The organism is Streptomyces sp. CA-288835, from assembly GCF_050936385.1.
Classification (GTDB): domain Bacteria; phylum Actinomycetota; class Actinomycetes; order Streptomycetales; family Streptomycetaceae; genus Streptomyces.
This window is the reverse complement of sequence record NZ_JBNJMW010000001.1, coordinates 8,326,133-8,347,764: the sequence shown is the minus strand read 5'-3', so window position 1 is coordinate 8,347,764 and position 21,632 is coordinate 8,326,133. Positions and strand designations below refer to the sequence as shown.

Below are 21,632 nucleotides of genomic sequence, written 5' to 3'. Positions count from 1 at the left end.
TCAGTAATCCGTAACCACTAGTTCGTAACCACGAGCGCATGACCCGTAGCCCGTAGCCCGTAGCACCTAATTCGTGCTGGACTCCGCCGCCTTGTCCAGCTGGAACGCCTCGTTGCCGAGCCCGATGCGGGCGTGCGCCTCGGGGTTGCGGGAGCGCAGCAGCAGGCCCTGGAGGAGGCCGAGGACGGCGGCCAGCAGGATGATGCCCGGCAGCACCCAGGTCGCCAGGGAACCGGGGCCCGCGCCCACGAGTACGTCGAAGTCCGTGACGGTGTAGAAGGCGATGACCAGGAGCGAGACGCCCGCGATCGCGGAGGCGGCCAGCCGCCAGGCCTGCGCGCCGGCGGCGCCGCGGCGGACGAAGAACACGATGACCGAGAGCGAGGCCGCCGCCATGAGCAGGATGACGCCGAGCGCTCCGATGTTGCCGAGCCAGGTGAACAGCTGCAGCACGGGAGCGGTCGGGTCACCGGTCGGCTTGTCGTCGGCCACCGCGAAGCCGGCCACGACCAGCACGGCGACGACGGTCTGCAGGAGCGAGCCCGTGCCGGGGGCACCGCTCGTGCCCGACGTGCGGCCGAACGCGGCGGGCAGCAGCCCCTCGCGGCCCATGGCGAAGGCGTACCGCGCGACGACGTTGTGGAAGCTGAGCATCGCCGCGAACATGCCGGTCACGAACAGGACATGGAGTACGTCCGTAAAGGTCCCGCCGAGCCGCGACTCGGTGAGGAAGAACAGCAGCCCGGCACTCTGCTCCTGCGCCGTGCCCACGATCGCCTTGGGTCCGGCGGCGACGGTCAGCGCCCAGGAGCTGATCGCGAAGAAGACGGCGACGAAGCCGACCGCGAGGAACATCACGCGCGGGACCAGGATGTGCGGACGGCTGGTCTCCTCGGCGTACACGGGGGCCTGTTCGAAGCCGAGGAAGGCGGCGACGCAGAAGCACAGCGCGGTGCCGAGGCCCGCCCCGGTGAGCGTGTCCGGGTTGAAGGCGTGCAACGACAGGCCCTCCCCGGCGGGGTCGGCGACGGCCGCGAAGTCGAAGATGACGACGAGCGCCACCTCGATGATCAGCAGGATGCCGAGCACGCGCGCGTTCACGTCGATCTTCAGCCAGCCGAGCAGGCCGACGACGATCGCGGCGATCAACGACGGTATCCACCAGGCGATTTCGAGGTCGAGGTACGTGGCGAACAGTCCGGACACCTCGAAGCCGAAGATGCCGTAGATGCCCACCTGAAGGGCGTTGTACGCGACGAGCGCGACCGCCGCCGCACCCGAACCGGCGGTGCCGCCGAGGCCGCGGGCGACGTACGCGTAGAAGGCTCCGGCGTTGTGGACATGGCGGCTCATCTCCGCGTATCCGACGCTGAAGAGGACGAGCACCACGCCGAGGATGACGAAGAGCAGCGGCTGGCCGACGATGCCCATCACCGCGAATGCCGTGGGCATGACACCCGCTACCACCATGAGCGGGGCGGTGGCCGCGAGCACGGACAGCAGCAGGCCCGCCGTGCCGAGCCGGTCGGCGCGCAGTGCGCGCTCCTGCCCCTTGAAGGTGCTGATGCCGCTGCCTTCGGCTGCCGGTCTGCTCGCGCTCGTAGTGCTCGAGGGATTCGAACTGCCCGTGGTCATCGCGGGGTTGTCCTTTCGAATATCAAGTTCGGACATCACTGTTCTTCATGCCGTGCCGAGCACGCTGTCGCGCGCGGCACGGAAAGCGGTGTACGGATCTCGGCCGGGGTACGACCACGGGGCCGGGGTCGCGTGCGGTCCGATCCGGTGGAACAGGGCGGCGGCCTCGGCGCCCCGGCCCTCGCAGAACTTGGCGTGGGCAAGGAAGTTGAGGTCGACATGGCTGCGCGGATGGTCGTCGCGCTCCCATTCCAGCCACCAGTCGAAGGCGGCCTTCATCACCTGGCGGGCCCGGCGGCCGACCCAGTGCCCCGAGGCCGCGGGGTCGGCGGGTTCCCAGCCGGCGGCGGCCAGCACGCGATAGCGCTCGGCGTGCGCGACGACCGGCAGGATGGCCAACGGCGAGTCGGCGGGCGCCTGTTCGGCGGACCAGCCGGCGAAGTCGTACACCTCGTGCAGCGGGTCCTGGCCCGCTCCCGGCCGGCGCTCGGCGAGCCGGGCGGTCATCAGATGGTGGGCGTGGTGGTGGTCGGGGTGGCGATGGCGTACCTCGTCGAAGATCCGGACCACGTCCTCGTCGCTGCCCAGGGAGCGCTCCAGCATCAGCAGTCCGAGCCAGGGCGTGGGGTCGGCGGGCGCGAGCGCGACCGCGCTGTGGCAGGCCTTGCGCGCCTTGTCCGGCTTCTCCTTGCGGTTCAGGGCGCGTTGCACGGAGGCGACGGCGAGCAGCACGGCGGCGTCGGCGGACTCGGGTTCGGCGAGCAGCCAGTCCCGGGCCCAGGCCTGCGTACTGGACTCCTGCGCCAGCACGGTGACGCGATGCCCGCGGCGGTCCCAGTCGTCGCCGGTCGCCACCAGCAGCGCGCGTACGGCGGTCCAGCGGCCCTGCGCCAACGCGGCGCGGGCTGTGATGAGTTCGGTGTCTCCGAGAGCACTGTCGAAGGCATGGGCCGCGCGCTTGCGGCCGCGGCCGAGGGGTGGGGGTGGGGACACCGCTGGACTTCCTCACACGGCGGTCACATCAGCGACTGATCACGCACAGCCAACCTCCACCCAAGGCTCACGTCAAGCCTTACAAATGGCTTATTTGTGTCTGTACACCACCGGAAGTGGGCAACGAGGGCGGGGAGTTGACCCCCAGCCCTCACCTTTTCCCCTCAACTCACCCCTCAGCTGACCGCCTTCGCCGCCGCGCGGCCCGCCGTCCGGCCCGAGAACAGACAGCCGCCGAGGAACGTGCCCTCCAGGGACCGGTATCCGTGCACTCCCCCGCCGCCGAATCCGGCCGCCTCCCCCGCCGCGTACACGCCGGGCAGCGGATCCCCGCCCTCCGTCAGCACGCGCGAGGAGAGGTCCGTCTCCAGACCGCCGAGGGTCTTGCGGGTGAGGATGTTGAGGCGTACGGCGATCAGCGGGCCGGCCTTGGGATCGAGGATGCGGTGCGGTGAGGCCGTACGGATCAGCTTGTCCCCGAGGAACTTGCGTGCCCCGCGCATCGCCGTGACCTGGAGGTCCTTGGTGAACGGGTTCGCGATCTCCCGGTCGCGCGCGGTGATCTCGCGGCGCAGAACGGCCTCATCGAGGAGCGGCTCCTTCGTCAGCGCGTTCATGCCGCGGACGAGTGCGCTGAGGTCCTTCTCCACGACGAAGTCGACTCCGTTGTCCATGAAGGCCTTCACCGGGCCGGGCACGTCGGCCCGCGCCCGTACGAAGACGTCCTTGACGGACTTCCCGGTCAGATCGGGGTTCTGCTCCGAACCCGAGAGCGCGAACTCCTTGCCGATGATCCGCTGGTTGAGCACGAACCACGTGTAGTCGTAACCGGTCTTCATGATGTGCTCCAGCGTGCCGAGCGTGTCGAAGCCGGGGAACAGCGGCACGGGCAGCCGCTTGCCGCGCGCATTCAGCCACAGCGACGACGGGCCGGGCAGGATGCGGATGCCGTGGTTGTCCCAGATGGGGTTCCAGTTCTGGATGCCCTCGGTGTAGTGCCACATGCGGTCGCGGTTGATGAGGCGCGCGCCCGCGTCCTCCGCGATGGCGAGCATCTTGCCGTCAACGTGCGCGGGCACGCCGGAGATCATCCGCTCCGGCGGACCGCCAAGGCGCTGGGGCCAGTTGGCCCGTACGAGATCGTGGTTGCCGCCGATGCCGCCGGAGGTGACGATCACCGCCTGCGCGCGCAGCTCGAAGGCGCCGGTGACGGTGCGGCTGCTTTCCTGCCCCCGCTCGATGTCCGAGGTTTCCAGGATCTCCCCGGTGACCGTGTCCACCGTGCCCGCGCTGCGGGAGAGGCCGGTGACGCGGTGCCGGAACTTGAGCTGTACGAGCCCGCGCGCGACGCCGGCCCTCACTCTGCGCTCGAAGGGCTCGACGAGCCCCGGCCCGGTTCCCCACGTGATGTGGAAACGCGGTACGGAGTTGCCGTGCCCGTTGGCGTCATAGCCGCCGCGTTCGGCCCAGCCGACCACCGGGAAGAACCGCACGCCCTGGGCGTGCAGCCAGGGCCGTTTCTCGCCGGCCGCAAAGTCGACGTACGCCTCGGCCCACTTTCGTGGCCAGTGGTCCTCTTCGCGGTCGAACGCCGCGGTGCCCATCCAGTCCTGGAGGGCCAGCGCATGGCTGTCCTTGATCCGCATACGGCGCTGCTCGGGCGAGTTCACGAAGAACAGTCCGCCGAACGACCAGTGCGCCTGGCCGCCGATCGACTGCTCCGGTTCCTGGTCGAGAAGGATCACCTTGCGACCGGCGTCGACGAGCTCCGCGGTCGCCGCCAACCCGGCGAGGCCCGCCCCGATCACGATCACATCTGCGTCGTACGCCATGAGCAGGCCCTCCTCGGCTTGTTACTGGTCGGTCAGATCCTTGGCCACGCGACGTGATTGCGTCAACCTGTTGCCTCCGGCGGTTGGGCGGTTCTTTTCCCCAGCCCCGCCCCTTCCCGAAACGGGGGCTGCGCCCCAGGCCCCCCGCCAGGGGGTGGTGGGTGACACTGCGTGTCGCGGCTGCGGGTCGAGCGTGGTTGCTCGCGCAGTTCCCCGCGCCCCTTAGGCGCGTGGTGGGTGCGGGGCCGCGGTCCGGTGCGTCAGCCCGTCGCCAACAGGGCATACGGCCCCGTGCTGACACAGGGCGCAGGTATGCCCAGACCGAAGCTAAGCGACGGGCATAGGACGCACCGGCCCACGTCCCCTCCCGCCGGCGGAACGGTGCCGATTTCGTCGGGGTACGGGCTTTTCGGCTCGCTTGCTCTTCAGGGGTGCGGGCAGTCGCAGGCTTTTTAGGGGCGCGGGGAACTGCGCGACCAGCCACAACGCACCCGCAGCCGCGACACGACTGTCACCCACCACCCCAGTAGGCACCCCACCCACCCCGCCGGAGGCAGCGGGGCCTGGGGGCGCAGCCCCCAGTTTCGGGAAGGGGCGGGGCTGGGGAAAGGAACCGCCACGACGGACCCGCCGTCGCCCATGCACCGAACCCACCCACCCAGTAGCCACCCCCCGCCCATATAGGGTCCTGATGTGATCGAATTTGCGCGGAACGTCCGCCTGTGGTTCGCCCCGGCGCGAATCCGGGAGGACGGCGGCACGCCGGACTACCGGTTCTCTCTCGCGAACGAGCGCACGTTCCTGGCCTGGCTCCGCACAGCCCTCGCCCTCATCGGCGGCGGCTTCGCGGTGGATCAGTTCCTGCCGGACCTCCGCTGGGGCTGGCGCGTAGGCCTGGCCCTCGGCCTCCTCGCCGCAGGCGTCCTGTGCTCGCTCCGCGCAGTGAACCACTGGGTACGCTGCGAGCGAGCGATGCGCAGGGGCGAGGACCTGCCCGTGTCCCGCTTCCCCGCCCTGCTGAGCATCGTGATCGCGATCGTCGCCATCGCGATGGTCGTGATCGTGCTCTTCGGCTGGGAAGGCTGACAGCGACATGACCACACCCGACCAGGGCCCCCAGGCCACCCGAGACCCCGGCCTGCAACCGGAACGTACGCGGCTGGCATGGCGCCGTACGACCCTCGCCGGCACCGTCGTCGCCGTACTGGCCGCCAGAAGCGCCCTGCACAGCGGCCCGACGACCGCAGGGGTCCTCACCTGCGCCCTGTGCGCAGCACTCTGGCTGGGCTTCCTCGCCGTCGCCCACCACCGCATCAGCACCCTGACGACGACCGAGCGGACCGGCCCCGCGGCGCTCAGCCCGAGGCACGCGAGTGCCGCCGCCCTGTGCACCGTGGCCCTGGCCGGGTGCGCGGCGGTGCTGGTCCTGTGACGACCGAGGGCGCGGACCCGCTCGCGTACATTCGTGCAGGCCTAGTAGCGAAGAGCAGACCCCGCGCGATCGAAACCCACGAAATATCGATCACGTTTCGCCGCCGTACTGGACGACATACCGACCGGTCGGCATCATGAGAGAACCCCATACACCGGCGTACGGAGGAACACGATGAGCCAAGACCACCCGCCAGGTCTCGATCTCGACCGACTGCGCGGCCTGCTCGACGCCGAGCGGCCCGGTCTGGTGCACGGCCCGCTGACGGGCCGGCTGATCGAGGGCGGACGGTCGAACCTCACGTACGCCGTGACGGACGGCAGCGCGAAGTGGGTCGTCCGGCGGCCTCCGCTGGGCCATGTGCTGGCCACCGCGCATGACATGAAGCGCGAGCACCGGGTGATCAGCGCGCTGCACCCGACGGCCGTGCCGGTGCCGCGTCCGGTGCTGCTGTGCGAGGACACGGAGGTGCTGGGCGCGCCGTTCTACGTCATGGACTTCGTGGAGGGCACGCCGTACCGGACGGCCGAGCAGCTCGCCTCGCTCGGCCCGGAGCGCACCCGCGACGCGGTGCTGAGCCTCGTCGACACACTCGTCGAACTGCATGCGGTGGAACCCGCCGAGGTGGGGCTGGAGGACTTCGGCCGTCCTGAGGGCTTCCTGGACCGGCAACTGCGGCGCTGGGGAAAGCAGTTGGACGCCTCCCGCAATCGGGAGCTGGCCGGGATAGATGAGCTGCATGCCGCGCTCGGGCGCGAGCTCCCGGATTCGCCTACGGCCACGGTCGTGCACGGCGACTACCGCCTGGACAACGTACTGATCGGGGAAGGCGACCGGATCAACGCCATCCTCGACTGGGAGATGTCGACGCTCGGTGATCCGCTCACGGACCTCGGGCTGCTGGTGATGTACAGCCAACCGCTCGACGCGCCCGACTCTCCGGTGTCCACGACCGCCGAGGCCGCCGGGCATCCGGAGCCGGCCGAACTGATCGAGCGGTACGCCGCGCGCTCGGGGCGCGACGTGTCCGCCGTCTCGTGGTACACGGCGTTTGCCTGGTTCAAGCTCGCCGTGATCCTCGAAGGCATCCACTACCGCTACACGCTCGGCCAGACGGTCGGCGCGGGTTTCGACCGCATCGGCGAGCTGGTGCCCGTGTTCATCGAGCACGGTCTGACCACCCTTCAGGAAGGCTGATCAGCCATGGACTTCGCTTTCGACGCGCGCACCGAGGAGCTGCGGGCCAAGCTCCTCGCCTTCATGGACGAGTACGTCTATCCGGCCGAGACGGTCGCTCATGAGCAGCGGACCAAGCTGGCCTCGCCGTGGGACACCCCCGCTGTCGTAGAGGAGTTGAAGGCCGAGGCGCAGCGGCAGGGGCTGTGGAATCTGTTCCTGCCGGACACCGAGTACGGGGCCGGGCTGACGAATCTCCAGTACGCGCCGCTCGCTGAAATCACCGGCCGTTCCCCGCAGTTGGCGCCGACGGCGACGAACTGCGCGGCGCCCGACACGGGCAACATGGAGGTGCTCGCGCAGTTCGGCGACGAGCAGCAGAAGAAGCAGTGGCTTCAGCCGCTGCTGGCCGGTGAGATCCGTTCGGCGTTCGCCATGACCGAGCCGGACGTGGCCTCCTCCGACGCCACGAACATCACCACGCACATCGAGCGCGACGGCGACGAGTACGTCATCAGCGGCCGCAAGTGGTACATCTCCGGGGCGATGAACCCGGACTGCAAGATCTTCATCGTGATGGGCAAGACGGACCCGGACGGGGACGACATCCGACGTCAGCAGTCCATGGTGCTTGTGCCCCGCGACACCCCGGGCGTCGAAGTCAGCCGGGCGATGCAGGTGTACGGCTACGAGGACCACTCCCACGGCGGGCACGCGGAGGTCGTCTTCGACCGGGTGCGGGTTCCCGTGAGTAATCTGATCGGCGAGGAGGGCGGCGGTTTCGCCATCGCGCAGGCGCGGCTGGGTCCGGGTCGTATCCACCACTGCATGCGGCTGATCGGCATGGCGGAACGGGCCATCGAGCTGATGTGCCGCCGGGCCGTCTCACGCACCGCCTTCGGCAAGCCGCTCGCTCAGCAGGGCGTCGTACAGAACTGGATCGCGGACGCGCGCGTCGCCGTCGAGCAGCTGCGGCTGCTGGTCCTGAAGACGGCCTGGATGATGGACACCGTCGGGAATCGCGGTGCGCACACCGAGATCCAGGCGATCAAGATCGCGACTCCGCGGACGGTCGTCGACATCCTCGACAAGGCCGTGCAGCTGCACGGCGCGGGCGGCGTCAGCCAGGACTTCCCGCTCGCCGAACTCTGGGCGAGCGCCCGCACACTGCAGCTCGCGGACGGTCCGGACGAGGTGCACCAGCGCTCGCTGGCACGCCGCGAGATCAAGCAGTACCTCTAGGGGCGCAGGGCCCGTAGCAGCAGGTCGGCGAGATGGTCGGCGACCTGCTGCGGGCTCAGCGGGCCGTCGGGGCGGTACCACGTCGGCAGGTGGTGCACGGAGCCGAAGTGGTAGTCCACGACCAGGTCGGCGGGCGTCGCCTTGGAGAAGACACCCGATTCCTGGCCCTCTTCGATCAGGGCGCGGAAACGTTCGTGGTAGCTGCGGCGCTCGGCGCGTACCTGCTTGTTCTTCTCGGGGCTGAGGTGGTGCATGGAGCGCCAGAAGATCGCCGCGTCGTCGAGGTTCTCGATCGTGGTGACGACCACGTCGGCAGCGGCCCCCCGCAGCCGCTCCTCGACGGGTGCGTCGGCGCCCGCGAAGGCGTCCAGTCGCTCCTGCTGCAGGCGCAGCACGCGCGCGTACACCTCGTGCAGCAGATCGTCCTTGGAGCCGAAGTAGTGGTACAGCGCGCCTTTGGTGACGCCCGCCGCCTCGACGATCTCCTGCACCGAGGTGCGGTCGTACCCCTGCTCGGCGAAGAGTCTGGTGGCGGCCGCCAGCAGCCGCCTCGGAACGGGCGTACCGTCCCCTTCCATCGTCTTGGGCACCGCCGCCACCTGCCTTTCGAGGGTCACAACCGTTTTCCGTGCTGCCCGCACTGACGTTGTGCGTGAGCAGCTCCCGCCGGAGGATCTTCTCACTGCCCGGTTTCGGCAAGCAGGGCAGGTTCACGACCTGGTACGGGTCTTGTACGTGGACAGTCTCTCTCCTCGCAACGGAGCCGGTGCGCCGGGGTCCGACTTGACCGCGTACAGGTGAGTCGTCACCCCCCGTCGGCCTCCCATTTCTGCTGAATATGGTTCATACTCGTCAGCCACCGGTCCGGGTCCGCGGCCCGCGCCTGGTAGTACCCGGCAACCTCGGGGTGCGGCAGGATCAGGAAACGGTCCTCCTCGATGCCCGCGAAGAGCGCGTCCGCAACCGCTTCCGGCTCGATGGCGGTCGGCTGGAGCACAAGATCGCCCGCGCTGCCCGTGGCGGCCAGCATGTCGGTCCGTACGCCCTGGGGGCAGATCGCGTGCACCTTGAGGCCACGATGCCGGTACGTGAGCGACAGCCACTCGGCGAAGGCGTACGCACCGTGCTTGGTGACGCTGTAGGGCGCGGCGCCGACCATCGTGAGCAGCCCGGCAGCCGAAACCGTCGAGACGAACCGGCCGCTGCCCTGCTCCAGCCACCCGGGGATCAGCTCATGCGCCGCACGCACGTGCGCCATCACGTTCACATCCCAGGCGGCCGCCCAGACCTTCTCATCGGCGGCTTCCGTACCCGCGGACGCGAGCCCGGCGTTGGCGCAGTAGACGTCCACCGTGCCACCGAGCGCATCCCGAGCCTCGGCCACGATCGCGGAGGCGTCACCCGGCACCGCAATGCCGCCGATCTCCTCGGCAACGGCCCGGGCCTTCACGCCGTCCAGGTCATTGACGACAACTCGAGCCCCTTCAGCGGCGAACCGCCGAGCCAACGCGGCCCCGATCCCACCGCCCGCCCCGGTGACGATCACTCCGGCATCCTGAAAGGCTTCCACCCTCGGTCTCCCTCACCATGACGCGACGAGAATCGGCTCCACTGAAGGAAGCCAGACTAACCGGTCGGTATGTACTGGGGAAGGGAACACACGCCCTGTACTGAGCCGTCAGCCGCAACGCACAGGCCCGCGGCCCCGCCTCCAACGAACCCAGGGGCCCGAGGCTGCGACATCAGCGGTCCGTTGCAGGGCGCGACAAGCCCAGACAACCCGCAGCTTCCCCCACAACCTGCGGGAGCAATACCGTCGCCTCATGCGCCTATCCAGACGAGCCCTACTCGCAGCGACAACGGCAGCAGCATCACTCACCCCGGCCTCCCAGGCCCAGGCCGCCCAGCACCAGGCCTCCCATGCCAAGCGCCCCAGGCACTTACGGACAGGTTTCGAGACCCTCGTCGCCAACTCCTACGCCCAGCTCAGCGGCCAGCGAACCGGTATCGTCACGAACCCCACCGGCATCACCCGAGACGCTCGCCACATCGTCGACGTCATGCACGCCGACGAGCGGGTGAACCTGACCGCCGTCTTCGGCCCCGAGCACGGCTTTCGCGGCACCGCGCAGGCAGGTGGCTCGGAAGGCCGGTACGACGACCCGGCGACCGGACTGCCCGTCTACGACACGTACTTGAAGAGCGGCCAGCCGCTGGCCGACATCTTTACGGCCTCCGGTGTCGACACGATCCTCTTCGACATCCAGGACGTGGGCGCCCGCTTCTACACGTACATCTGGACGCTGTACGACTGCATGGAGGCGGCGGCACGCGCGGGCAAGCGCGTTGTCGTGCTCGACCGCCCGAACCCGGTGACGGGCAGGGCGGCCCAAGGGCCCGTGCTGCACAAGGAGTTCGCGACTTTCGTCGGTCGAGAGCCGATCGCGCAGGCGCACGGCATGACGGTCGCGGAGCTGGCGCGGCTGTTCAATGGCGAGTTCCTGACCGAACCGGTGCCGCTCGAGACGGTCCTGATGAGCGGATGGAAGCGCTCGGAGTTCTACGACAGCTCCGGGCTGCCCTGGGTGCCGCCGAGCCCGAACATGCCGACACCCGACACCGCCCTGGTGTACTCCGGGACCTGCCTCTTCGAGGGCACGAACCTCTCGGAGGGACGCGGCACCACCCGCCCCTTCGAACTGCTCGGCGCGGAGGGCATCGACCGGCGATGGGCCCTGGAAGCCAATCAACTCGACCTGCCCGGTGTGCACTTCAGAGAGGCGTACTTTGCTCCCACGTTCTCCAAGTTCCAGGGCAAGACGATCGGCGGCGTACAGATCCACATCCACGACCGGGACGCCTACGACCCCGTACGCACCGGAATCGCACTCCTCGTCACCGCCAAGAAGGTCTGGGACGGCTTCAGTTGGCGGCCCGACAACTGGATCGACAAGCTCACCGGCTCCACGCTCGTGCGCACGATGATCGACGCGGGAGCGGGCGCCGACGAGATCGTGGCGGCCTGGCAGGACGAACTGACGGCGTTCCGGCGCTTGCGCCGGAAGTACTTGCTGTACCGCTGAGCCCCCCAGGGCACCAACGGGCGGCGGCGGGAGCGAGGAAACCCCGCCCCCGCCGCCGGCGAGAACCGCTACGCCCCCGCAGGGACCCGTTCCCGACGCCTACCGATGCGCCGGGAACTCCACGACCTGCTGATACGTGGGCCGGTTCTGCCACTGGATCGGCCGGTGCTTGATGCCACCGACCGCTCGCTGGACGATCGCGTCCGAGCACCACTGGTCACCGGCCGCGCAGCTGTCGTCGCCCGGGTAGACCTCCTTGGCGGGCTTGGCCGCGGCCTGGCCAAGGCTCGTCAGCAGAGTGGTCCGGCACTTGTCGAGGTCGCCATCGCCGCAGTACGTGCGGCCAAGCTTGCCCTGCACCGGCTCACCCAGGACCGTACGGAGGTCCTTGTCGACGTAGCCCCACCAGCCGTACTGGAAGGCCGAGCCCGCGTGCGAGCCGGTCGGGCCGTGGCCGGCGGACGGTGACTCGTCGACCGTGAGCTCCGTGGTCAGCGCGTCATACAGCCCCTGCCCGAGCCCCGGCATGAACTGGGCCTCGACGAGCTGCGACCACCAGGCGTCCATGACCCGGATCGCGTCCGAGTGCGCGTACTTCTTGGAGTTCGCGGACGTCTGGTTGCGCTGAGCACCCGCCTTCAGCCAGGCCTCCAACTGGTCGACCGCCTGGGCCTGAGCCGGATCACTGATCGGCTTGCTGCGCAGAACCTTGAGGAGCTCCGGCAGCACCTGCTCGCCGCGCAGATCGACCACCGCGGCCTCGGCCATCGCCTTGGTCAGGGACGCCCTGGTGACACCCCCCTTGTCGACGAGCTTCTTCACCCGGTCGTCGAGGAGATCACCACGATGGACCGCGCCCATGCTCATGTTGGCGGCGCTGAAGTCCTTGACCTGCTTGTTGTTCCAGGAGATGTAGTAGTCCTGGTTGAGCGACTGCGGATGCTCGGACGGCGGCGCGAGCGCGGCGGTGTTGTGCTCCGGGTTGAAGTCCCGCCACTCGTACGCCTTCTCGGCCTTCACCGGGAAGGACCCGTCGACGTCCTTCGCGCGCACCGGGTGGCTGCCGCTCATGTAGTAGGCGGTGTCACGGGAGTCCGCGTAGAACCAGTTGAAGGCGTACGAGATGTTCTGTGCCGCCTTCTGGAAGGACTTCGCGTCCTTCACGTACGAGGGGTCGTTCATCATCTGGAAACCGATGATGGAGTCGGCCTCGTGACGGTAGGTGGAGCGCAGCGTGGTGTACGCGTAGGGCTTGCCGTCGATCGTCGCGCGGTGCGTGACGATGCCGTAGTTCGTTCTGAAGACCTGCATCCGGTAGGAGCCGGCTGCCGTGGAGTCGGCGACCGACGGCTTCCAGGCGTTGGTCTTCTCCATCTTCTCCATGGGCGTGCAGACGCCGCGGTAGAGGTAGGAGGTCGACTGCTTGGTGGGGGTGCCGCCGCCCGGCTCGCACAGTTCAAGCGCGTACGAGTCGGTGATGTCCTGGTGGGACGAGGTGGCCGACCAGGAGTAGTCCTGGCCGCGACCGAGCTGTACGTACATGCCGACGCCCGCGAAGGAGACGCCGCGTGCGCTGATGCCGGGGCCCTGGAGCTCCTGCATCATCAGCAACTGCGGTGCGAAATAGCCGGTCTGCGGGCCGAAGACGGCGATCGGGTTTCCGCTGGCCGTGTGCTTCCCGGAGACCATCAGGGCGTTGGACATGCCCTTCTTGGTCGCGCCGCCGCTGAAGAGGTCCTCAGGGAGCACTCCGTCGTTGAAGGCTCCCTTCAGGGGCTTCAGTTTGTTCGGCGTCTTCACCGAAGAGGTGGTCGCCTTGGCGTCCGACCGGGCGGCGCCCGTGCGGTCGTAGATCAGCTGCTCCTTCTCGACGGAACCCCGATCGGGCAGGGCGACGCCCTTCGGGTCCTCGGGCTTCTTCCCGTACGGGAAGCTGCTGCCGTCGTGGAGGGTCAGTACGGTCTCGGGGTCGTTGCGTCCTCGGAACGACTCCCAGACCTTGCTGCCTTCCTCGACGCCGTACTTCTGCTGGGCCTCGAGGAGGGAGATCGCGGACTCGACCTCTCCGCCGCCGCCGGTGCCGAAGAGGGCGCCCACGACGGAGGCGAGCGCGATCATGTCGGTCACCTTGAAGGGCTCGATCTCGCCCACGTTGGTGATCGAGTCGATCTTGCCGGTGAGGACGTACTCGCCGGGGAAGTAGCGGCCGTTCTTCGCTGCCACCCGGTAGGCGTTGAGGCCGTCGACATAGGCCTTCGCGTCCTCCATGGCCTGCTTGCCGCGCTCACCGGAGTTGTTGAGCAGCCAGTCGACCTGCTTCTGGAAGTCGGCCTCCGTGTAGGGGGCCTCCGGCCAGAACTGCTGCTCCAGACCCTGGTTGGACTCCGCGCCACCCGCGAACGGCGTCAACTCGCCCCGCCCGATGTGCCGGAAGAGGTCGATGAGCCACATACGGTCCTGCCCGGCCGCGTATCCCGCGCCGAACTCGGTGCCGTAACGCGTGCTGCCCTTGATGTGGGGGATGCCGTACTTCTTGTCGCGCGTGATCGTCACATCGTCACGGGGCTTGGTGACGGAGGCGACCTGGTCGGAGGGAACTCCGAAGGAAGCGTCGGCGTAAAAATTCTTGAGGGTGTCGTTGGTCAGTGACGGGTACCCGGACGACAGCGCGTCGTACGGGCCGAGTTGATCGTCCGCGTGCGGCGGCGCCGTACCGAACAACTGATTGCCGAGGACCTCGGCGAGCGTGGCACTGCCGTTGGCACCCGGCGGCAGGATGTCCGCGCACTGCCCCTTGCAGTAGTCGGTCGCCTCCACCTTCGGCTCCGGGTCGGCGGCTGCCGACTGTTGAAGCGGTGCCAACAGGCCGGCAGTGAGAACGAACACTGATGCGGCCTTCAGGAACCCCGCGATTCTGCGGGGAGTTCTCAGGCCGTGGGGGGTGGTGCGTGGGGTGCGCCGTCGCATTAGTGCTCCTCCCGACGTTGATGAGCTGTTGGAGGTTACCGCCGGTAGCCCAGAAGTTGAAGATGAGCAGGAGTCACCTTTTTGCATCGCAGCGGGGGCGACTGACGCGACATTGGCTGAAAGGAGCGCGGTATGCGGCTGAAATGCCGTTCCTCGCAGGGTTGATGGCGGTCATCGGAAATCGGATGGAGCCGAATCGGCTGCCGATACGTCTATTCGGCAACGTTCGTACGACGACGCCGAAGTGACCGAAGTTCAGGTGCAGGTGTGACGGAGGTGCAGGGCGATGGCCGGTTTCCGGAGTCTGGCGAGACAGGTGCGCGATCCGAGGTGCGATCTGGCACTGCGGCGCTATTCACTGCGCAAGTGCCTTGAAAGGTTTGCCCCTTACGGACATCGGGCCACCTGGGACCATTTGTGCTCCCGGGCCGGGTTCGGTCCCGAGGACCGCTCCCCCGATCCGGCCCGGCTGGTGGCCGCGCTCGACGAACTCGAGGAGGCGCGCTCGGTGTGGCTCGCCTACGAGGACGCGTTCGCCGAGCGCCGCAGGAAGGAGAAGCACGACGGGCTGCGCAGGCCGGGCAGTGTCGACGACTGGCACCGGCTGACATGGGGCGGTTGCGGCGTCGCATGGTGCGACGACCCCCGGGTCCACCCCCATGAACCTCTGGCTGAAGTACTCCGCCGGCTCATCGCGGCCCTGGAGCGCGAGCCCGGCTCGGTCTGCCCGGTGTGCTCGGGCGACCGCCTCATCTGGAAGTACGACCTGGCCCATGAGCCGTCCTCGGGCCCGGTCTGCACGGACTGCGGGATCGTAGTCCCGCGTCCCGTTCTGACGCCTGAGGCTCTGGCGGAGTCCAGGCGGGGGCGGTTGTTGGTTTCGGTGTGAGCACGACGGGGGTGCGCCACCGGGGAACCGCACCCCCGTGCACGTGAGGCCCGTGCAACTCAAGCCGAGATAAGTGGTGCCTACGGCTGCACGACGTCCGTGTGAATGGCGAGCTTGAACTGGGCGTGGAATATCGGCACGGCGATCTTCGTGTCACCGGTTCCGCGCGCCGAGATCTTCAGGCCGAGCGGCGTCCCCGGCTGGACGAACATCTGCCAGACGTAGGTGCGGTACTGGCCGCCGCGGGTCGCCTGGATGTCGGTGGTGGCCGTGGAGTTGTAACCCGTGGTGGCGTTCAGCGGGTCGCGGACGAAGCGCGCCCGGTACTCGTGCGCGCGGGCGTCCGGCTGCCAGAACACCATCGCGGACAGCACGCCCCAGCCGTCGTGGCTGGGCCAGATCAGCGCGGAGCGCGCGTCGGGGAACTTCGATGCGGTGTCTCCGCCGTGCGCCGGGTCGTGCATGTTCCAGGGGTCGTACTGCTCCTCGCCGGTCACGTACGGGAAGCGCACTAAGTGGTAGCCGTCCGGGTCGTATGTGATCCTCTGGGGCCCCGAGTGGGCGGCTTGCCACATCAGGGAACAGATGGCGACGCTCATGGGCGCTCTCCTCTTCGTTCAGTGGGCTTGGAGCCTCGGCCCTACCATGTCCGCCATGGCCCGCCCCCGTAAGCCCCTGCTCAGTACCGACCGCATCGTCGCGGCCGCACGGGCGCTCGTGGACGCCGAGGGGCTGGCCGCCGTCTCCACGCGTCGGCTCGCCGCCGAACTGGGCGTGAGTGGGCCCTCGCTCTACAACCACTTCCGTACGAAGGGCCAGATTCTCGAGGCGGTCGCCGACTCGGTGAGCGCGCAAGTCGATCTGTCGATGTTCGAGGACGGCCGGGACTGGCGGACCGCACTGCACGACTGGGCCGTCTCCTACCGGGAGGCCCTCCGCGACCACCCCAACATCGTGCCCGTCCTCGCGCGCGGCCCCGGCCGCCGCCCGGCCGCGCTCCGCCTGGCGGACGCGGTGTTCGGCGCGATGGTCGAGGCGGGGTGGCCACCCGCGCAGGCCACGTCCATCGGCGCGCTCATGCGGTACTTCATCATGGGCTCCGCCCTCGGCTCCTTCGCCGGCGGCTTCGTGGACGACGAGAGCGCGTACGACCCCGCCGACTATCCCCACCTCGGGCAGGCCCACCTCCTCGCCGAGCAACAGGAGAAGATCGACGAGCGGGCCTTCGAAACGGGGCTCACGGCATTGCTGGACGGGCTGACGCGACAGTACGAGCAGGTACGGCGGACCGCGTAGCGACACTTCGGTGGGCGCCGAAGCGTTCGTGCCCGATGCTGAGAGGCATGACCACGAGGGAACCGCAGGCGCCGGCGCTGGCACGGCTCGCCGGACTGATCGCCGACGAGACACGCGCCGCGTGTCTGCTCGCCCTGCTCGACGGGCGCGCGTGGACCGCGGGAGAGCTGGCGCGGCACGCCGGTGTCGCCCCCTCCACGCTGAGCGAACACCTCGGCAAGCTGGTCGCGGGCGGACTGCTCGCCGAGGAACGGCAGGGCCGGCACCGTTACGTACGACTGGCCGACGCGCGGGTCGCCCAACTCGTGGAGGAACTCACCACGCACCTCGCGCCGGGCACCGAGCGGCCACGCACTCTGCGGGAGTCCGGTGCCGGTTCCGCGATGGCGCGCGGGCGCACCTGTTACGACCACCTCGCCGGGCGTCTCGGCATCGCCGTCACCGACGCCCTGACCGGGCTCCAACTGCTGCGCCAGGATGCGGGGTTCGCGCTCACGGACGCGGGGCTGACTTGGTTCGACGAGCAGGGCATCCCCCTCGTACGCACCCGTCGTCGGCCCCTCGCCCGGGCCTGCCTCGACTGGACCGAACGCCGCCCACACCTCGCCGGCCTCGCGGGCGCCGCCCTGTGCCGGCACGCACTGGACGCGGGCTGGTGCGTACGCATCGGCTCGGCGCGGGCCGTGAAGGTCACGGACAAAGGCGAGCGCGCCTTCGCGGAACTGCTGGGCATCGAGCCCGCGACGCTCCGCTGATCTCCCCTGATTCGCCCCGCGCCCCGGCGTCGAGTTCGAAACTCGTGAGCCCTTTCTCTCTTCCCCACCTAGCCTCTGGAGCGTGATGAAGCCTCCCCTGTCCGCCCGTCGTATGGACCTGCTGGCCGCCGGTGCTGCCGCGGTGACCGTTGTTTTGTGGGCGTCCGCGTTCGTGTCGATCCGTAGTGCGGGAACCGCGTACTCGCCGGGGGCGTTGGCGCTCGGGCGGCTGGTGGCCGGGGCGCTGGTGCTCGGGGTCATCTGTCTCGTGCGCGGGGAGGGGTTGCCGGCGCGGGGCGCGTGGCCGGGGATCGTGGTGTCCGGGCTGCTGTGGTTCGGGCTGTACATGGTGGTGCTCAACTGGGGTGAGCAGAAGGTCGATGCGGGGACCGCCGCCCTGGTGGTGAACGTCGGGCCGCTGGTCATGGCTCTGCTCGCGGGATGGCTGCTCAAGGAAGGGCTGCCGCCTCGGCTGCTGGCGGGGATGGCGGTGTCGTTCGTGGGCGCTGCGGTGGTCGGGCTTTCGATGTCCGGCGAGGGCAGCGCGTCCGTACTCGGTGTGCTGCTCTGTCTGCTCGCGGCCGTGGCGTACGCGGGCGGGGTCGTCGCGCAGAAGCCGGCTCTACGGCATGGTTCGGCGCTCCAGGTGACGACGTACGGCTGTGTGATCGGGGCGGTGGCCTGTCTGCCGTTCGCCGGTCAGTTGGTGTCCGAGGCCGGTGACGCCCCGCTGTCCGCGACGCTCAACATGCTGTATCTGGGCGTCTTCCCGACCGCGCTCGCGTTCACGACCTGGGCGTTCGCGCTGGCCCGTACGACGGCCGGGAAGATGGGCGCGACGACGTACGCGGTGCCCGCCCTGGTGGTGCTGATGTCGTGGCTGGCGCTCGACGAGGTGCCGGGCTGGATCACTCTCGTCGGCGGGCTGGTGTGTCTCGCGGGCGTCGCCGTGTCGCGGTCCCGGCCACGGGCCGCTCGGGTCGCGGCTCCGGGAGCGGTTCCGGAGCCGCGAGCCGAGCGGGCCCCGGACTCAGCCCTCTGAGCTCTCTGACTGGGCCGGGGTCGGGGTCGGGGCCGAAGCCGAACGCGCCCTGTCCGCAAGGACCTTGATGGACACGAGCGCGATCACGGAGAGCCCGATGATGTACGCGGACACCGACATCGAGGTGTCCGTGGCCTCTAGCAGGAGCACCATCACGAAGGGCGCGAGCCCGCCGCCGAACACGGCCGCGATCTGGTAGCCGAGCGAGGCACCCGTGTAACGCATCTCGGGCGTGAACAGTTCGGCGAACAGGGCGGCTTGAGGGCCGTACATGATGCTGAGGAAGCAGCTGGCGACGAAGGTGCCGACGGCCAGCCACAGCAGCGAACCCGTGTCGATCAGCAGGAACATCGGCACGGCCCACAGGGCGATCCCGGCCGCGCCGAACCCGTAGATCCGGATGCGTCCGACGCGGTCGGAGAGCGCGGCCGAGGCGGGGATCAGGACGAGCTGGCTGAGGCTGACGCAGAGCGAGACGGTGAGGACGGCGCCGCGTTCCATGTCGAGTTCGCGGGTGGTGTAATCGAGGACGCCGGTGATGAGGATGTAGAAGGTGGCTGTATTGACCGCGAACGAGCCGCCTGCGAGGAACACCGTGCCGAGGTGGCCGCGCAGGATCGTGCGGAGCGGGGAACTCTTCTCGCCCTTCTCCTTCTCGGACAGGGCCTGTTCGGCCTGGCGGAACTCCGGGGTCTCCTCGACGCGGGTGTGGATGTACCAGGCGAGCCCGAGGACGAGCAGCCCGATCAGGAACGGCACCCGCCAGCCCCAGGACGCGAACGCGCTCTCGCTGGTGAAGGCGCCGGCGAGCAGGAAGACGGAGTTGGCGGTCACCACGCCGATGGGGACGCCGAGTTGGACGACGCTGCCGTAGACGCCGCGCTTGCCCTCGGGGGCGTACTCCGTGGCGAGGAGCATCGCGCCGCCCCACTGGGCGCCGACCGCGATGCCCTGCATGATGCGCAGGACGACGAGGAGGATGGGGGCGGCGATGCCGATCGTCGCGTACGTGGGGAGGAGGCCGATGCCGGTGGTGGCCACGCCCATCAGGGTCAGGGCCAGGACCAGCATGGGCTTGCGGCCTCGTTTGTCGCCGAGGTGGCCCGCGATGACTCCGCCGAGCGGACGGGCGAGGAAGCCCACGGCGAAGGTGGCGAACGAGGCGAGGACTCCTGCGGAGGGGCTGCCCGCGGGGAAGTACAGGTCTCCGAGGACGAGGGCCGCGGCGATACCGAAGACGAAGTAGTCGTACCACTCGACGGCGGAGGCGAGGGCGGCGGCGGTCGCCACCTTGCGGCGGTGTCTGGTGTCGGGGCTGGTGGTCGCGCCGGGGAGCGCGGAAGGTGCGGTGTCCATTTTGTGCACACTCCGGTGGGTGCGGGGACGTTCGGGGGAACGTACTGACCGGACGGTATGTAGGTCAACGGTCGTGCACGTATGGTTTTCACGCAGCTCACGCACGGGTCTCAGGCAGGGGTCTCGGGCACGGGCCTCAGGCAGGGCCGTCTGAGTATCCGGCTGGGATCGGCTGAGTATCCGGGCGGATGTGGCCACGGCCACATCCGCCGATTCTTGTCCGCATGAGTGAGACACCTGTCAAGCAGCAGAACACCGCGGCCTTCTACGGCCAAGCGGTCGCTTCGTTCGCCGTCGCCATGGCCGCGACGGCCGTCGGCATTCTCCGCCTCGACGCCGACGCATGGGTGCGCGGCTTCCTGGCGATCGCCGTTCTCTACCTCGTCACCTCGGCCTTCACGCTGGCCAAGGTGATCCGGGACCGGCAGGAGGCCGGGCAGATCGTCAGCCGGGTCGACCAGGCCCGCCTGGAGAAGCTGCTCGCGGAGCACGACCCCTTCGAGAAGCTGTGACATCCGCCGGTCGCCCGGTCCGTGCGCTGCGCGGGCAGCACGCGGGCTAAGCGCTCGCTCAGGTGGCGAGGTATCGTGGTTCGTCCTGCCAGTGGAGAGTCCGGTCAGTGGAGAACTGACAGCCGAGAAGGGGCGAACAGCGATGAGTACGGCGGAGGAGACGGCCGGCGGCGAGATGCTGCCCTGGGCCGAGGTCACCCCGGACGCGGCACGGCGGCTGCTCGTCGCCGCGGTGGAGGCCTTCGCCGAGCGCGGGTACCACGCGACGACGACCCGGGACATCGCGGGCCGGGCCGGTATGAGCCCGGCCGCGCTCTACATCCACTTCAAGACCAAGGAAGAGCTGCTCCACCGGATCAGCAGGATCGGCCACGAGATGGCCCTCGACGTTCTGCAGACGGCTGCCCGGGGTGAGGGCAGTGCGACGGAGCGGCTCGCGGACGCGGTGAACTCGTTCGTGCGCTGGCACGCCGGGAGGCGCACCACCGCGCGGGTCGTGCAGTACGAACTGGACTCGCTCGGTCCGGCCGCCCGCGCCGAGATCATCGCGTTGCGCCGCCAGGTCGACGCCGAGGTGCGCGGGATCATCGAGGACGGTGTGGCGAGCGGCGAGTTCGATGTGCCCAACGTGCGCGGCACCACGCTCGCCGTGCTCTCGCTGTGCGTCGATGTCGCCCGCTGGTTCAACGTGGACGGCTCCCGGACGCCGGACGAGGTCGGCGCGCTATACGCCGACCTCGTGCTGCGGATGGTGGGGGCGAGCAAGTAGCTCCCACTGCCGGGAGTCTCCGGCCGTCGGCAGCTTCGTACGCCCTGAAGTGTCTGGAGCGCACGCGCTGACGTGTCTAGAAGTAGTAGCGCGACACCGACTCCGCCACGCATACCGGCTTGTCGCCGCCCTCGCGTTCCACGGTCACCGCGGCTGTGACCTGGACTCCGCCGCCGGCCTCCGCGACCTCCTTGAGCACCGCCGTGGCGCGCAGGCGCGAGCCCACCGGTACGGGGGACGGGAAGCGCACCTTGTTGGTGCCGTAGTTGACGCCCATCTTCGCGCCCTCGACGCGCAGGATCTGCGGTACGAGTGAGGGCAGCAGCGACAGCGTGAGATAGCCGTGCGCGATGGTCGTACCGAACGGCCCGGCGGCGGCCTTCTCCGGGTCCACGTGGATCCACTGGTGATCGCCGGTCGCGTCCGCGAACAGGTCGATCCGCTTCTGGTCGATCTCCAGCCAGTCGCTGTGCCCCAACTGCTCGCCCACCGCCGCCTTCAGCTCGTCGGCGGACGTGAAGATCTTCGGCTCTGCCATGTGTCCTGGCCTCCCGCGTGCTCGGTCCTGCATGCCTAAGCGACTGCTTAGCATCGTCGGGTACGGAGCCTCTGTCAACGGACCCGGAGCGCGGGAAACCGGGCCCTGACAACTG

General features: G+C 69.1%; 20 protein-coding genes. 11 read left to right on the top strand and 9 right to left on the bottom strand.

Features of this window, described 5'->3' with window-relative positions:
- Positions 1 to 66: 66 nt before the first annotated feature.
- The 3 genes from ACQEVY_RS37740 to ACQEVY_RS37730 all read right to left on the bottom strand — a co-directional run bounded on the left by ACQEVY_RS37740 (position 67) and on the right by ACQEVY_RS37730 (position 4,460).
- A complete protein-coding gene (locus ACQEVY_RS37740) occupies positions 67 to 1,635 on the bottom strand; it encodes an APC family permease (RefSeq protein ID WP_432954142.1) in 1,569 nt (522 codons plus the stop codon).
- A 45-nt stretch (positions 1,636 to 1,680) separates the two neighbouring features.
- Entirely contained in the window at positions 1,681 to 2,628 is a 948-nt protein-coding gene (locus ACQEVY_RS37735) for a hypothetical protein (protein WP_432954140.1), read from the bottom strand.
- A 176-nt stretch (positions 2,629 to 2,804) separates the two neighbouring features.
- Complete coding sequence (locus ACQEVY_RS37730; RefSeq protein WP_432954139.1) at positions 2,805 to 4,460, bottom strand: FAD-binding dehydrogenase; 1,656 nt, start codon at positions 4,458 to 4,460, stop codon at positions 2,805 to 2,807.
- A 693-nt stretch (positions 4,461 to 5,153) separates the two neighbouring features.
- On the opposite strand from ACQEVY_RS37730, the gene ACQEVY_RS37725 reads away from it, so the two are divergent.
- The 4 genes from ACQEVY_RS37725 (at position 5,154) to ACQEVY_RS37710 (ending at position 8,310) form a co-directional block, all read left to right on the top strand.
- Positions 5,154 to 5,546: a YidH family protein gene (locus tag ACQEVY_RS37725; protein ID WP_328772731.1), complete on the top strand. Its 393-nt coding sequence runs from the start codon at positions 5,154 to 5,156 to the stop codon at positions 5,544 to 5,546.
- Positions 5,547 to 5,553: 7 nt separating this feature from the next.
- Entirely contained in the window at positions 5,554 to 5,892 is a 339-nt protein-coding gene (locus ACQEVY_RS37720) for a DUF202 domain-containing protein (protein ID WP_432954136.1), read from the top strand.
- A 174-nt stretch (positions 5,893 to 6,066) separates the two neighbouring features.
- Positions 6,067 to 7,089, top strand: coding sequence for a phosphotransferase family protein (locus tag ACQEVY_RS37715; RefSeq protein ID WP_432954134.1), 1,023 nt, complete (start codon positions 6,067 to 6,069; stop codon positions 7,087 to 7,089).
- Positions 7,090 to 7,095: 6 nt separating this feature from the next.
- Positions 7,096 to 8,310, top strand: coding sequence for an acyl-CoA dehydrogenase family protein (locus tag ACQEVY_RS37710; protein ID WP_432954133.1), 1,215 nt, complete (start codon positions 7,096 to 7,098; stop codon positions 8,308 to 8,310).
- Here ACQEVY_RS37710 and ACQEVY_RS37705 read toward each other — a convergent pair.
- Positions 8,307 to 8,900, bottom strand: coding sequence for a TetR/AcrR family transcriptional regulator (locus ACQEVY_RS37705; RefSeq protein ID WP_432955612.1), 594 nt, complete (start codon positions 8,898 to 8,900; stop codon positions 8,307 to 8,309). The two genes, ACQEVY_RS37710 and ACQEVY_RS37705, sit on opposite strands and share 4 nt — an antisense overlap.
- 215 nt (positions 8,901 to 9,115) lie before the next feature.
- Positions 9,116 to 9,880 carry an SDR family oxidoreductase gene (locus tag ACQEVY_RS37700; RefSeq protein ID WP_432954131.1) on the bottom strand — a complete coding sequence of 255 codons (765 nt, stop codon included), beginning with the start codon at positions 9,878 to 9,880 and terminating at the stop codon, positions 9,116 to 9,118.
- A 253-nt stretch (positions 9,881 to 10,133) separates the two neighbouring features.
- Here ACQEVY_RS37700 and ACQEVY_RS37695 point away from each other — a divergent pair, with 253 nt between their 5' ends.
- Positions 10,134 to 11,393, top strand: a complete 1,260-nt coding sequence (locus tag ACQEVY_RS37695) for an exo-beta-N-acetylmuramidase NamZ family protein (RefSeq protein ID WP_432954130.1) — start codon at positions 10,134 to 10,136, stop codon at positions 11,391 to 11,393.
- A 99-nt stretch (positions 11,394 to 11,492) separates the two neighbouring features.
- Here the strand turns inward: ACQEVY_RS37695 and ACQEVY_RS37690 are convergent, their stop codons facing one another.
- On the bottom strand, positions 11,493 to 14,360 hold the full coding sequence (locus ACQEVY_RS37690; RefSeq protein WP_432954128.1) for a penicillin acylase family protein: 2,868 nt from the start codon (positions 14,358 to 14,360) through the stop codon (positions 11,493 to 11,495).
- 286 nt (positions 14,361 to 14,646) lie between these two features.
- Here ACQEVY_RS37690 and ACQEVY_RS37685 point away from each other — a divergent pair, with 286 nt between their 5' ends.
- Entirely contained in the window at positions 14,647 to 15,249 is a 603-nt protein-coding gene (locus ACQEVY_RS37685; RefSeq protein ID WP_328772724.1) for a hypothetical protein, read from the top strand.
- 80 nt (positions 15,250 to 15,329) lie between these two features.
- Here the strand turns inward: ACQEVY_RS37685 and ACQEVY_RS37680 are convergent, their stop codons facing one another.
- A complete protein-coding gene (locus ACQEVY_RS37680) occupies positions 15,330 to 15,848 on the bottom strand; it encodes a hypothetical protein (RefSeq protein WP_432954127.1) in 519 nt (172 codons plus the stop codon).
- A gap of 55 nt (positions 15,849 to 15,903) precedes the next feature.
- Between ACQEVY_RS37680 and ACQEVY_RS37675 the strand changes: the two genes are divergently transcribed.
- From ACQEVY_RS37675 to ACQEVY_RS37665, 3 genes are all read left to right on the top strand, one after another.
- On the top strand, positions 15,904 to 16,545 hold the full coding sequence (locus tag ACQEVY_RS37675; RefSeq protein WP_432954126.1) for a TetR/AcrR family transcriptional regulator: 642 nt from the start codon (positions 15,904 to 15,906) through the stop codon (positions 16,543 to 16,545).
- 35 nt (positions 16,546 to 16,580) lie between these two features.
- A complete protein-coding gene (locus tag ACQEVY_RS37670; RefSeq protein ID WP_432954125.1) occupies positions 16,581 to 17,300 on the top strand; it encodes an ArsR/SmtB family transcription factor in 720 nt (239 codons plus the stop codon).
- 85 nt (positions 17,301 to 17,385) lie between these two features.
- Positions 17,386 to 18,342 carry a DMT family transporter gene (locus ACQEVY_RS37665; protein WP_432955610.1) on the top strand — a complete coding sequence of 319 codons (957 nt, stop codon included), beginning with the start codon at positions 17,386 to 17,388 and terminating at the stop codon, positions 18,340 to 18,342.
- Here the strand turns inward: ACQEVY_RS37665 and ACQEVY_RS37660 are convergent.
- Entirely contained in the window at positions 18,331 to 19,698 is a 1,368-nt protein-coding gene (locus ACQEVY_RS37660) for an MFS transporter (RefSeq protein WP_432954124.1), read from the bottom strand. The two genes, ACQEVY_RS37665 and ACQEVY_RS37660, sit on opposite strands and share 12 nt — an antisense overlap.
- A gap of 224 nt (positions 19,699 to 19,922) precedes the next feature.
- On the opposite strand from ACQEVY_RS37660, the gene ACQEVY_RS37655 reads away from it, so the two are divergent.
- Both ACQEVY_RS37655 and ACQEVY_RS37650 read left to right on the top strand, forming a co-directional pair.
- Positions 19,923 to 20,210: a YiaA/YiaB family inner membrane protein gene (locus ACQEVY_RS37655; RefSeq protein WP_328772719.1), complete on the top strand. Its 288-nt coding sequence runs from the start codon at positions 19,923 to 19,925 to the stop codon at positions 20,208 to 20,210.
- Between the two features lie 142 nt (positions 20,211 to 20,352).
- Entirely contained in the window at positions 20,353 to 20,979 is a 627-nt protein-coding gene (locus tag ACQEVY_RS37650) for a TetR/AcrR family transcriptional regulator (protein ID WP_432954123.1), read from the top strand.
- Between the two features lie 76 nt (positions 20,980 to 21,055).
- On the opposite strand, the gene ACQEVY_RS37645 is transcribed toward ACQEVY_RS37650, so the two are convergent.
- Positions 21,056 to 21,517, bottom strand: coding sequence for a MaoC family dehydratase (locus ACQEVY_RS37645; protein WP_432954121.1), 462 nt, complete (start codon positions 21,515 to 21,517; stop codon positions 21,056 to 21,058).
- Between the last annotated feature and the right edge of the window lie 115 nt (positions 21,518 to 21,632).